Consider the following 12,556-nt stretch of genomic DNA (forward strand, 5'->3'; position numbering starts at 1 on the left):
ACAAGCGAGCGCCATTGTCGGCATCGACGCATCACCGTTCCCGATGCGTCTTGCCGGTGCACCCAACGGTTCTGATGTCCGCGACATGGCGCGGGGAGACATCGCGTTGCGCCAGGGATCGACGCCGGATGGTCGAGACCGCACGCGGGCTCGGTCCACGAGAGCCTGGCCCGCGAGAATCTCGCGGCGGCGCTGCGTTATCAGCGCGGTCGTTTGGACGCTTTCCGTCATGACAACAGCCGCAGCACGCTTTGCTTCAATCGCGCATCGTCGCAAAAGGCCGCCCACTCCAGCAGCATCTGCCGCACGGTGCCTGCGAGGACGCCGTGGCTTGCCAGCCGGTCGAAGGCCAGCGCGCGGTCGTCGTTGCTGCGCGCTTCAATCAGGTCCGACAGCAGGCGGATTTCATATCCGCGTTCGGCGCCCTGGAGCGCGACAATGAAGATATCTTCCTCAAGCCAACTTCCGCAGAGGTAGATGATCCGGGTGTCCGACGCATCGAGAGCCGCAGTGAACTGCTCATTGTGCCAAAGCGAGAGCGCATCGCCCTCGAGCTCGCCCATCGGGCCCGCCGTCTGCTCGCCCGATGCAATCGAAAACGGTGCAGCCTGACCAATGGTCATTACGGGGACCGCGAACAACGCAAGGCCGGCCTTGAGCAGGCTCAAACCGGCCTCGCGCGCCCCAGACGCGGCGCTTGTTTGATCGCCGGCGCGCGCGAGGTTGATCAAGACCACGCGGCTATGTCGGGGATCCGCGAGCATCTGGACAAGCCATCCAACTCGGATTGCGCCTGCACGGGGTGTTCAGGCGGCGATTTCGGCGATATCCGCGGAGACGAGCACGGGTCCGGCAATCCCGGCTTCGCCGTAGATCTGAAGAAGTGATTGCTCGGACGTCTCGAGGAAGCCCGCGACCGCCATGGTGGATCCGATCTGCTGCGGAGCTGCGATCCGCCGGAGCGGCCAGCCTGCCCGGCGCAGAATGCGCTCCATCCTGATGTCGGTAACCGTCACGATGCTGTCGGCACCCGCCAGCCGTGCCGCCTCGATCATGGCGGCAAACAGGATCATGGTGGCGCGGTTGAGCCCCTTGCTGCCCTGTTCGGCAGCACGGCCGGTATCGACGCAAAAGCGCGAGCTCTCGAGAATGTTGTCACCACGTGGCGCGGTCTCCCCGCCGAGCAGAGCCGGAAAGGTGTCGGCCAGCATCGTTGGCCCGGTCGCTGGAAGCAGCCGAACCGCGCCGATCGCCTGTCCAGTGTCAGAGACCAGGACGAGATAGGTCGGCCCCAGCGCATCATAGACGTCGAGCTCGAACTCGCCGGACACGGACACCGACCAGTCGAGCCGGTCCTTGAAGACGCGGCGGCGCATTCGATACATCGCGGATAACAGCTCCAGATTGCGGGAAAATTGCGGGGCGTGAAGTACGACAGCGCGCATAGAGACCTCCTGACAACGTCGGGAGACCTCAAGACCAGAAAACGCGCCAGGCTTCGCCTGTCAGATTCTGCAGGGATCGGCTCATCCTTGCTTAAACTTGACCTGATAGCCGCGCGGACGCCGCGTGAACCCGGTACGCATCAGCGGCAGGGCTGCTTCGGTGGTTGCAGGAAATGAACGTGCAGGAAGCGCTATCGCAGCAGGCCGCGCCGCAGGGCTTCCGCGACGCATTGCGCGATCGACGCCGCACCGAGCTTGCGGCGCGCATTCTCAAGATGAAAGACCACGGTACGCGGTGCGATCTCGACAAGCAGCGCGATGTCGGCTGTGGTCTTTCCCTGCGCGATCCAGGCGAGGCACTGCCGCTCGCGCTGCGTCAGGTCGACGGCGAGGGCTTGTGGTGTGGCGGCGCGGCGAAGCCCGACACTGGCATGCGCGTGAAAATAAAGTCCGGCGAGTTGCACCACGTCCCTCAGTTTGGCTGCAAGCTTCTCGACCTGAATTTCCCGATCATTGGTCGCCAGGGTGAAGGCGGCGGTCTGACCGAACCCGCCGCGGATCGGGACGGTGATGCCCGACCTGATCCCGAATGTCCCTGCTTCCTCAAAGAGTCGACGCTGCTCGCGGCTGCCGCTCGGGGCCGAAGAGCTGCCTGTCCAGCTGAACAGCCCATGCTCGGCGCGTGCACGGATCACCACGGGGTCGAGCTCCTGGTAGCGCAGGCTGAAATAGCGGCTGGTCCAGGATCTTGGATAGGACGAGATCAATGTCGGCGTCTCACCGGCAAGACGCAGATAGGCAAATCGCTCGAAGCCGAGCTTCTCGGCGAAGCGATTGGCGACACGCTCGAACGCATCCATGTCGTCCGCGGTGTGGAGTGCGTCAATGAACTCCTGGAACGTATTCTCGACCTCGCTCATCTCACCCTTCCCCCGACCACCGGCACCTGCCTGCCGCGTCCGCACGCCCGGTGTCGCGCGGCCAAGGCCGTGGCTCAGAGCTCGCCGACCAGCGGAGCCAGGACGGGCGTGAACACCCATAGCAGCGGCCTGTCACCGTCCGTCCTATCGTGTGATTGCTGCCGTTGATGTTCAAGTTGATTGCCATGCCGCTCCCTGCAAGCCCGTCCCGCGATATGCGTCGCTTACCCGCCAGCAGGACCTACGGGACATCTCGACAAAAAATAGAAATCGCCGCCATGCCGTAAAGGGCAAATACGCCGTCATGTCAGGACATGCCGACTTCAGGCGAGTAGCGTTCGGCAGTGAAGTAGCCGGGCTTGTCGGCGCGCAGCTCCGTGCGGGCCTGCAATTCGTGCGCGCGAGCTATTTCATGGCTGGTGCTGGCCGATGCTTTGCCAAGCATTCGAGACCACGGGTTCAGACAGAACGCACCCTCACCGCCTGTTGGACCGCTGCCGGTTTGACTTACTCTCACGTCCTGCTTGTTGGAGGCGTCTTGATGTTCGTCAGGTTGAAACACGCGCTTGTCATTGCCGCGGCCGTTGGACTGGTTCACGCCGATGCGGCCGAGCTGCCAGGTGTTACGGCGACCGAGATCAAGATCGGTGCCACGTTCCCATTCAGCGGGCCGGCTTCACAATTCGGCGCCTACGGAAAGGGTGTGATCGCCTATATCAACGCGCTCAACGATCGGGGTGGGATCAACGGTCGGAAGATCAACCTGATTGCGCTTGACGACGCCTATAGTCCGCCGAAGGCGGTCGAGCACACGCGCAGGCTGGTCGAGGGCGATGAGGTCGCCGTCATCTTCAGCCCGCTCGGCACCGCCACCAATTCGGCGATCGTCCGCTATCTCAATTCGAACAAGATCCCTCACCTTTTCGTGGTTAGTGGCGCGGCAAAGTTCACCCATGCCAGCGAATTTCCCTACACCACGACCTCGCAGCCGAGCTATGCGACGGAAGGCAAGGTCATCGCGCGCTTCATCGCAACGAGCCTGCCCGAGGCCAGGATCGGCGTGCTCTACCAGAACGATGATCTGGGTCGGGACTTCCTCGGCGCCTTCAAGGACGCGCTCGGCGCGGACTTCGACAAGCAGGTGGTGGCAGCGCAGTTCGAGGTCACGCAGCCGACGATCGAATCCCAGATCCTGACGCTCAAGGCTGCCGGGGCGAATGCGCTGTTTGTCGCCGGAGCACCGAAGTTCGCGGCACAGGCGATCCGCAAGGCCCATGAGTTGAGCTGGAAGCCGCTGATTGCAATTCCCTCGGTTGCAAGCTCGGTCTCCGCGACATTGGTGCCGGCCGGGCTCGAGGCCTCGGTCGGAGTGATCTCTTCATCGTTCTACAAGGACCCGAATGATCCAAAGTGGGCCGACGATCCAGCGATCAGGTCGTACCGGGCGCATTTTGCAAAGTATCTGACGGGCGCAGATATTGGCGACACGCTCTACCTTGCGGGAACACAGCAGGCCGCGCTGCTGGAGCAGGTGCTGCGACAGTGCGGCGACGATCTCTCCCGGGAGAACATCAACCGGCAAGCCCACAATATCAAGGATTTCGCGCTGCCGACATTTCTGGACGGCGTCCGTGTCAACACCGGCCCGACGGTCAACCAGGCCATTACCCAGATCAAGCTGCGCCGCTGGAGCGGACGGGCATGGGAGGAGTTTGGCGAGTTGCTCGGTGTCTCCGGCGGGGACTAGCGAGCGATTGGCAACGCTCTGATCGAGCATCTGAAGGGAGCCGCGGCATCGCCGGTTTCACCTGTTTCCCCGGCGCGCCGTTCCATTGTCTTCCCAAGCCCGTTCAAGCGATTGATCTGCGATTGACCGGCAAGCGCCGGAATTGAGCACCAGAAGTGTTCTGACTAATCACCAGTCACTGGCTACTTGCTCACGCTGTGTCACGCTAGGTTTGGACCGTACAAACTCGCTTGAAGGACCAGTTCGAATGATACAAGGCATTGTCGTGATCGTCACCAAGCCCGGCATGAGAGCCGAGGTGCTCGAGATTTTCCATCGCAACGTTCCTGCCGTTCACGCCGAGGCCGGCTGCATCGAGTATACGGCCTTTACCGACTTCCAGGACTATGGTCCTCCGCAGACACCCTATGGCGACGACACCTTCATCATTGTCGAAAAATGGGAAAGCGTTGCGGCGCTAAAGGCGCATGCCCGCTCCCCGCACATGGCAGCCTATGCCGAGCGCGTGAAAGACAAGCTCGCCAGCCGCACGGTGCATCTCTTGCAGCCCGTATCCAGATAGCCAGCTGACCCGACGGAGCGCCGACCTTGTCTGACGATGCTTTGGTAACGCGCGAGGCCCACGGCGGCGTCTCCGTGCTGACGATGGTCTATCGACCCTACAATCTGATCGGGCCGAAACTGATCGATGCCCTGGTGGAAGAGATCGAGGCCGCACGCGATGCCGGCAGCCGGGCGATTACGATCCGCAGCGGATTACGGCATTTTTCCGCCGGAGCCGATCTCGATATTTTCGACCAGCGCGTGGCGGGTGGCGATGCCGGCGGCGAAGGCCGCCGGATGACCGGCCTTGAATTCCTGCGCTTCATGGAATTACTGCCGATCCCGGTCATCGCAAGCGTCCATGGTGCCTGCCTCGGCGGCGGTCTCGAGCTCGCCCTGGCCTGCGACTACATCATCGCAGCCGCCTCTGCGAAGATCGGCTCGGTCGAGGCGACGCTTGGGCTGCACCCGCTGCTCGGCGGCATCCAGCGGCAGGTCCAGCGCATCGGCGCGGCGCGGGCCAAGGAGATGTCGATGCTGGCGCGCCGCTACGATGCGCCGACCCTCGAGAAATGGGGCCTGATCAACCTGACCGTGCCCGACGAGGCGCTTGAGCAGGTGACGATGACGATTGCCGAAGAATTTGCACAGGGTCCGACGCTCGCGCATGCGGCAACCAAGGAGCTCGTCCATATTGCGGTCAACGAGGGAGTTGACGCCGCCGATCAGGCCATGGCGCGGGTTCAAGCGCCGATATGGGCCTCGGAGGACCTGAAGACCGGCCTTGCCTCGTTTCGGGCGAACGGGCCGGGACTGGCCAGGTTTGCGGGGCGCTGACCATGAGCGGGCCTCTGAAAGGATTGCGCGTCGTCGACTTCTCCCGGGTTCTTGCCGGGCCGCTCTGTGCACGCACATTGCAGGATCTCGGCGCCGGGGTCATCAAGATCGAGCCGCCGCGACCGGACCTTTCGCGGTTTGCCTTCCCCTCGAGCGAGGGGATGTCCGGCTATTACGCACAGCAAAACGCCGGCAAGCGCAATATCAGCATCAATCTCAATCTGCCGGGCGCCCGCGAACTGGCGCTCAAACTGTGTGACACCGCCGACATCGTGGTGGAGAATTTTCGCGCCGGAACGCTCGGTTTCTTCGGCCTTGACTACGAGACCCTGGCAAAACGCAATCCGCGCCTGATCTACGCCTCGATCACGGGTTACGGCCAGGGCGGCCCGTGGCGCAGCCGCATGGCTTACGCGCCGACGGTGCAGGCGGAAGTGGGCTTCACCGCGAACAGCGTTCGCCACTACGGCGAGGCGCTGCGCGAGCCGCGGACCGACAGCCTTTCCCATGGCGATGTCTACACCGGATTGCAGGCGGTGATCGCGATTTTGGCGGCGTTGAACAGCAGGCAAAGGACGGGACGCGGACAATTCATCGACGTGGCGATGGCCGCGACTTTGCTCGCGATCAATGAGCGCGCCCATCTCGACCTGTCGGACGATGACATCGGGGCAGAGCCGGCCATTCTGGGTGCGACCGACTGCGCCTTTTTCACCGGGCCCGGGGGCGAGCATTTCACCGTCGCGACGAGCATTGTCGGGAGCCGGACGTTTCCGTCCTGGCTTCGCGCGATGCGGCGGGCCGATCTCGCGGACGATCCGCGGTTTGGAACGGCGGCGGCGCGGCGGATCCATTTCGGTGCCCTGCACCAGATCATCCAGACCTGGATCCTGACCTTCCCGGACATGGCAAGTCTCGATGCCCAGTTCGACGAAGCCAAGATCGCGATGGGTGAAGTCCGCTCTGTCAAGGAACTCGCCGGTTCGGATTGGAGCGCATACTGGGGCGCCGTGCAGCGCGTCCCGGATCGCAGCGGCGGCGAATATCGCCTGCCCGGCCGGCCGTGGCGGTTTTCGGACGAGGAGCTGACGCCGCCGGGTCCCCCCGCCTTCCAGGGTGAGCACAATATCGAGGTCTTGAGCGAGCTCGGCGTCTGTGCGGCGGAATTGGCGCGGCTTGCCGCGGCCGGCGTGCTGATCAGCCATCCCCGCGCTCAAGCGGCCGAGGATTGAGCCCGGCCGCTGCACGAGCAGATGGTCCCGACGGCCTCCAATGGGCGCGTCGACGCCTGATGTTGCGTCATCTTGCCGGGTCGTTGCGCTCGCGCTTCCTCGTCCATGACGATCCGGAAGCCCGTGGTGATTCAGCCGCGAGCCGGCTCGACCTGCGCGCACGACGGCGACGCCTGGGCAGACGACGGCGCAACGCCCCGCACAGCTACGCAAGAACCGGTCGGCGAGGCCATGAGGTCCTCGATCATGCACGAATGGTGTTGATTGAAACAACCCGAAGCCGGTTTATGCCGCAAAGGCAATCGCTAGGATTATCTCAATTTGCTCCGAACAGTCCGAACCAGGCGCAATTCGGCACGAAGATTACCGCAAGGAAGCCCGGCACGAAGACAGCCCGGCACGAGCAATCAAGCGCAAGCAAGGGAGTAAGCAACGATGGCCGTGAAATCGCCTGCGGAACATCAAAAGGCCGACCGGCAAACTGTGTTCGCCCCATTGGAAGGTGTACGTGCCCTGAACCTTGGTGGCATCTGGGCTGGGCGGGTCGCGTCGATGCTTCTTGCAGACCAGGGCGCGGATGTCATCGACATCAACAAGCCGGGCGGCGCGGACGTCCCTGCGCGGGCGCTTCTGTCCCGTGGCAAGCGCGAGCTTGAGCTTGATCTTGCCAGCGAGAGCGGCCGCAGCCGTGCCGTTCGCCTTGCGGAGACTGCTGATATCGTCATCGACAATCTCGGCCAGGGGCGAAGTGTCAGATTCGGGCTCGACTACGAGACGCTGAAGCGGGCCAACAATCAACTGGTCTATATTTCGATGCCTGCCATTGCGTCGGGCACGCCTACCTCAGGGCAAGGCCAGTGGGAGGCCGCGGTTGCGGCATCTGTCGGCGTCTTCACCGATATCCATGCGCTGGGGCCAGTCCTCGGAGGCAGGCCGAACTTCACCGCGCTGCCAATGGCATCCGCCTATGGTGGCGTGCACGGCGCGATCGCAGCTTCTGCGGCCTACCTGCACCGGCTGAACACTGGGCGAGGCGCTCACGTCGAAGTCCCCTTGCAGGACGCGCTGCTGTCGGCAATGGCGCTTTTGATCATGAGGATCGAGAACCAGCCGCAATATTTCGACCTGCCGCCGATCGACAAGTCCATGAGCGAGGTTGCGCTGCCGATCCTGCGGGATCTCGAGGCCCATCTTGCGCCAAAACACCGCGCCGCGATCAGATCCCATCTTGTCGAGGGAGCGCAGCCCTTCTTTGCCAATCATCGCTGCAAGGATGGCCGCTTCATCTTCATCAACGCGATCGGTCATGTCCATCAGCCGAGGGCTTGTCTTGAGGCGCTCGGCCTCCTCAACGATCTGATCGCCGAGGGCATCACGGTTGCAAGCCCATACGATGTCGCGACTGCCGGCAGCAATGTCAGCGATTCCGGCGGCCTGTCGGTTGCCTGGAGAAAGCGCATCTTCGCACTGATGTCGGCGCGGCTGCTGACCAGGACCGCGGCAGAATGGGAAGCTGCGCTGCAGGCGGCCGGCGTTCCCGTCTCAGTGGTCCGGAGCACCGAGGAGTGGTTGAACTTTGCCGCGGCACTCGAGGCCGGCTGTGTCAGCATGCTCTATGATCTACGGTTCGGCACAACGCGGCAGGCGGGCCGCTTCGTGACCATCGCCGGCGAAGGCCTGCATTCGCCGAGGCTCCGTGCTCGCAGCGAAGGCCATGGCGAATGGTTGCGATCACGACTTGCCCCGGCCGGCGCAGTGAAGGCCGGCGGCGCGAATATCCTCGAAGGTCTGCGCGTCATCGATCTGTCGAATGTGATTGCGGGACCGGTTGCGGCACGGACGCTTGCCGAGCTTGGCGCCGATGTCATCCGCATCGACCCGGTCCATCCCCAGGCGGGGCCGCGCATGACGATGTGGTTCGGGGTCGATGTCAATCAGGGCAAGCGCGCCATCATCCTCGACCTCAAATCCGAGCGGGGGCGACGCGCATTCCACCGGATGGTGCGCGACTGCGACGTTCTCGTGCACAACTTCCTGGATCGATCGCTCGATGGGATCGGCATCTGCGAACAGCAACTGCGACAGATCAATCCCGAACTCACGATCTGCCAGATCAGCGCGTGGGGCGGCCCCGAGGGAGGTCCGTTCAAGGATTTTCCAGCCTATGACCCCGTGCTTCAGGCCGCGACGGGCATTACAACGCGGTTCGGCTCGCCAGAGGCCCCCGTGATGCACGGCCTCGCCTCCTGCGTCGACTATATCACCGGCTTCTCTGCAACGCTCGGCATGCTGCACGCCCTGATCGCGCGCCGGCTCGGCCGCGGTGCGTCTGATGTCAGGACCTCGCTCGCCATGGGGGCGCAGCTCGTCCAGTTTCCCTTCATGGTGCAAGCCGACGGTGTTGAGCAACAGGTTCCTTCCGGCCAGGAGACCCACGGCTACGGCGCGCACTACCGGCTCTACCGCGCCAGGGACGGCTGGATTGCATTGTGCAGCCGTCCGTCCGAGCTCGGCAGGATCGCAGGTCTGCTCAATAGCGCCGACAGTTCCGAGGCGGCAATCAGTGCTGCGATCGCAGGGCTGTCAACGCCCGAGATCTCCAGGCGGATCAGCCCGGTCCCGTCGGCCAGTGCGACTGCCGTGATCCGGCTCGATCAATTGCGCGACGCCATCCTGATTCCGGAAGCATCGCAAGCCGACCGGCAGCTGGACGGGCGCCCCTTACTGATGATCGAACGTGATCATCCAAGTGGCCACCGCACAGCCCTGCCCGTTCCTTCATGGTATCGCTCGGCCATCGTGCCGCCCGCGCTGCTGACGCCGGCGCCAAAGCCCGGGAGGGATACCGAGGAGGTATTGGCCGAGCTCGGTTACAGCCAGACCGAAATTGACGAGCTGATCGCTGTCCGCACGGCTGCAACCGCCTGGCCGATATCGCCTGATTATTTCCCAAAGGTCCGGCGCGGCGCCTGATCGCGGTGCCGGCACATCATTCATCTCTTGTTATGGACCTGCTTCATGATCTTTGACTTTCACCGCCTTGAGCCGATCGAGCGCTACAAGCTGCTGCTGGCCACCGTGCTGCCCCGGCCGATCGCCTGGGTCACAACCCGCGACCGGGCCGGCGCAGTCAACGCCGCGCCGTTCTCGTTCTTCAACGTTTTTGGCTCGGATCCCGCAACCGTCGGCATCGGCATTGGCAGCCGCTCACCTGGCGAGCCCAAGGACACCCGCCTCAACATCCGGACCAACGAGCAGTTCGTGGTCAACCTCGTTCCCTATTCGCTCGCCGAACAGATGCGGATCACGTCGATCGCCTTTCCGAACGGCGTCGAGGAGCCGGCCGAGGCGGGACTGACGCTCGCACCCGGCGAGTTCGTGGCTATTCCAAGGATTGCGCAGGCACCGGTCGCGATGGAATGCGGCTTCATGCAGGAGATCGCGCTGGGCTCGTTCAGCCTGGTGCTAGGTCGCATCCATTGCATGCATATAGCGGACGAAGCCGTGATCGACCCCGACCGCAAGCACATCGACGCCGAGAAGCTCGATCTGATCGGACGCATGGAGGGCGGATGGTACGCGCGCACGACGGCGCGCTTCGAGCTGCCCAGCATTTCGCTTGAAGACTGGACCCGGGACGCGGCGGGCCAGACCGCGCGCCAAACGCGGGCAGCTGACCGCTAGCCGCCAAAGCCTATCAGCCAACAACCGATCACCGGCCCCTTCGGAGTTTGCCATGCTCGCTTTGCTCAACGACATCCTTGACGCCCACGGAGGCCTTGCAAAGTGGAACGCGTTCTCCAAAGTGGCGGCCACCATCGTGACCGGGGGCGAGCTCTGGGGCATCAAGGGCCTCATCCAGGACCAGAACCCGCGGCAAATGACGGTGTGGTTGCACGAGCAGCGTGCATCGCTCCTGCCGTTCGGAGCACCGGATCAGAGGACAGCCTACTCGCCATCTCGCATTGCAATCGAGAAAGCCGACGGCACGCTCGTCGCCGAGCGGCAGGATCCGAGGGCTTCATTCGCGGGCCATCGGAAAACGACGCCGTGGGACGGGCTTCACCGCGCCTATTTCAACGGCTATGCCCTGTGGACCTACCTGACGACCCCGTTCCTGTTAAGCCTGGAGGGGGTCAGTATCGCCGAGATGCCCGCCTGGCACGAGGGGCCGGAGCGCTGGCACAGGCTGCGCGCGCGCTTTCCTGTCGGACTAGCGACCCACAGCATGGTGCAGGACTTCTTCTTCGACAGCACATTCCGGCTCCGCCGGCACGATTATGACGTGGACGTTGCCGGCTCATTCCCCGCGGCGCAGCTTGTCTATGACTACGCCGAGGCCTGTGGCATTCACTTTCCGACAAAGCGGCGTGCCTACCAGCGCGCCCCCGGACGAGGGCGTGATCCACGATCCGCTGATGGTGTCGATCGACCTGAGCGAGTTTCGGTTCTCGTGAGCTGGCCGAGACGCGCATCGATCGAGGCGTCAAATCATGAGACCGACATGAGACCGAACCGCTGCTCTGCAGGTCGTGCTGATGAAAATGGCCTGCCGGCGGATGCCGGCAGGCCAAGTCGGAAGACGTACGCCGCGGCGGCTGACACCGGAACGCTTTGCGTATGCGGCCGACGGACATTGCTTTGCTAGCGACCTGCCCGAATCCGAAAAAGCCGGCCGCAGTTGTTTGTGTGTGAACGCGTGGTCGACATTGAATGGTGTTGACGGCCCTGCTCCCTGCTCGACCGGTGTCCGCTCGGCTCCGGTGCGCGAGTTGATCGCTCAAGGTTCGTCAACAATACTGTGGTTCATCTGACGCGCTTCGCGCGCCGACCAACGATCTGGCTTTTGCCCGTGGACCGACTGACCAGCATGGCGGTGTTCATCAAGGTAGCCGACCTCGGCTCCTTTGTTGCGGCCGCCAAGGATTTGCGGCTGTCGCCGACCATGATCGGCAAGCACATCCGCTTTCTCGAGGAGCGGATTGGCTCGCAATTGATCAACCGGTCGACCCGCCGGCAGGGCCTCACCGAGCTTGGTCGGCATTACCTTGAGCATTGCCGTCATCTGCTGGAGGAAGCCGAAGCCGGTGACGTGCTCGCCGAGCACGCCCTGAAGGCGCCGCGCGGCAGGCTGCGGATCACAACCTCGGTGGCATTCGGCTCCTACAGCCTGGCGCCGGCGGTGGTCCGGTTCATGAAGAAATACCCCGAGATCAGCGTGGACATCGTCCTGAGCGATCGGATGATCGACCTGCTCGAGGACGGCATCGATGCTGCAATCCGCGTCGGCAAGCTCGGTGACTCCACGATGATGTCGCGCTCGCTCTCAGCCTACCAGGGGCTGGTCTGCGCCGCGCCGAGCTACCTTGCCGAGCGCGGTACGCCGGCCTGCCCGCAGGATCTCGCCCATCATGACTGCTTGCGGTATGCGGGCTGGGCGGAAGGCCAGCGCTGGACGTTCTTCGGACCGGATGGCGAGGTGGAGGTCGAGGTCAGCAGCCGCTTGAGCATCAACACTGCGTTCGGGATAAGGTACGCCGCACTCGCGGGTGCAGGGATCGTGTTGATGCGTGACGAGCTTCTGGTCGATGACGTCGCGGCCGGCCGCCTGGTGCCGCTCCTGCCGGAATACAGGACCGCCTCGCGCGAACGGCATATCGTCTGGCTGAAGAACCGCCGGATGACGCCAAAGCTCCGGGCCTTCATCGATTTTGTCGCCGAGGTCTACGGCTAGCCTGCATCGGCAAACTTGCTATTGGTCCTTCAACGGTGCCGGGCGGCCGAATTGCATGTTGGCTGACGGCTCGATCGCGGGAGCGGCAGCGCCCACTT

11 protein-coding genes are annotated in these 12,556 nt (G+C 63.6%); 8 read left to right on the top strand and 3 right to left on the bottom strand.

Features of this window, described 5'->3' with window-relative positions; translation table 11 throughout:
- Nucleotides 1-227 precede the first annotated feature (227 nt).
- From CI41S_RS21830 to CI41S_RS21840, 3 genes are all read right to left on the bottom strand, one after another.
- The gene (locus tag CI41S_RS21830) at nucleotides 228-737 is read right to left on the bottom strand and encodes an isochorismatase family protein (protein WP_172628126.1); all 510 of its coding nucleotides are present in this window, start codon (nucleotides 735-737) and stop codon (nucleotides 228-230) included.
- A 69-nt stretch (nucleotides 738-806) separates the two neighbouring features.
- Nucleotides 807-1,445 carry an acyl-homoserine-lactone synthase gene (locus tag CI41S_RS21835; RefSeq protein WP_172628127.1) on the bottom strand — a complete coding sequence of 213 codons (639 nt, stop codon included), beginning with the start codon at nucleotides 1,443-1,445 and terminating at the stop codon, nucleotides 807-809.
- A gap of 191 nt (nucleotides 1,446-1,636) precedes the next feature.
- Nucleotides 1,637-2,365, bottom strand: coding sequence for an autoinducer binding domain-containing protein (locus CI41S_RS21840; protein ID WP_172628128.1), 729 nt, complete (start codon nucleotides 2,363-2,365; stop codon nucleotides 1,637-1,639).
- Nucleotides 2,366-2,516: 151 nt separating this feature from the next.
- Here CI41S_RS21840 and CI41S_RS21845 point away from each other — a divergent pair, with 151 nt between their 5' ends.
- The 8 genes from CI41S_RS21845 to CI41S_RS21880 all read left to right on the top strand — a co-directional run bounded on the left by CI41S_RS21845 (nucleotide 2,517) and on the right by CI41S_RS21880 (nucleotide 12,458).
- Nucleotides 2,517-4,112 (top strand): ABC transporter substrate-binding protein, encoded by a 1,596-nt coding sequence (locus CI41S_RS21845; RefSeq protein ID WP_347339259.1) that lies wholly within the window; start codon nucleotides 2,517-2,519, stop codon nucleotides 4,110-4,112.
- Nucleotides 4,113-4,359: 247 nt separating this feature from the next.
- Nucleotides 4,360-4,674 carry a putative quinol monooxygenase gene (locus CI41S_RS21850; protein WP_139861525.1) on the top strand — a complete coding sequence of 105 codons (315 nt, stop codon included), beginning with the start codon at nucleotides 4,360-4,362 and terminating at the stop codon, nucleotides 4,672-4,674.
- A 26-nt stretch (nucleotides 4,675-4,700) separates the two neighbouring features.
- Nucleotides 4,701-5,492, top strand: coding sequence for an enoyl-CoA hydratase/isomerase family protein (locus CI41S_RS21855; RefSeq protein ID WP_139861526.1), 792 nt, complete (start codon nucleotides 4,701-4,703; stop codon nucleotides 5,490-5,492).
- 2 nt (nucleotides 5,493-5,494) lie between these two features.
- Nucleotides 5,495-6,724 (top strand): CaiB/BaiF CoA transferase family protein, encoded by a 1,230-nt coding sequence (locus tag CI41S_RS21860; RefSeq protein ID WP_139861527.1) that lies wholly within the window; start codon nucleotides 5,495-5,497, stop codon nucleotides 6,722-6,724.
- A 435-nt stretch (nucleotides 6,725-7,159) separates the two neighbouring features.
- The gene (locus CI41S_RS21865; RefSeq protein ID WP_139861528.1) at nucleotides 7,160-9,697 is read left to right on the top strand and encodes a CoA transferase; all 2,538 of its coding nucleotides are present in this window, start codon (nucleotides 7,160-7,162) and stop codon (nucleotides 9,695-9,697) included.
- A 45-nt stretch (nucleotides 9,698-9,742) separates the two neighbouring features.
- Nucleotides 9,743-10,408: a flavin reductase family protein gene (locus tag CI41S_RS21870; protein WP_139861529.1), complete on the top strand. Its 666-nt coding sequence runs from the start codon at nucleotides 9,743-9,745 to the stop codon at nucleotides 10,406-10,408.
- Between the two features lie 52 nt (nucleotides 10,409-10,460).
- Nucleotides 10,461-11,372 carry a hypothetical protein gene (locus CI41S_RS21875; RefSeq protein ID WP_244626625.1) on the top strand — a complete coding sequence of 304 codons (912 nt, stop codon included), beginning with the start codon at nucleotides 10,461-10,463 and terminating at the stop codon, nucleotides 11,370-11,372.
- Nucleotides 11,373-11,576: 204 nt separating this feature from the next.
- The gene (locus CI41S_RS21880) at nucleotides 11,577-12,458 is read left to right on the top strand and encodes a LysR family transcriptional regulator (RefSeq protein ID WP_139861530.1); all 882 of its coding nucleotides are present in this window, start codon (nucleotides 11,577-11,579) and stop codon (nucleotides 12,456-12,458) included.
- The last annotated feature ends 98 nt before the right edge of the window (nucleotides 12,459-12,556 follow it).

Origin of the sequence: Bradyrhizobium ivorense, from assembly GCF_900696085.1 — a bacterium.
Lineage (GTDB): Bacteria > Pseudomonadota > Alphaproteobacteria > Rhizobiales > Xanthobacteraceae > Bradyrhizobium > Bradyrhizobium ivorense.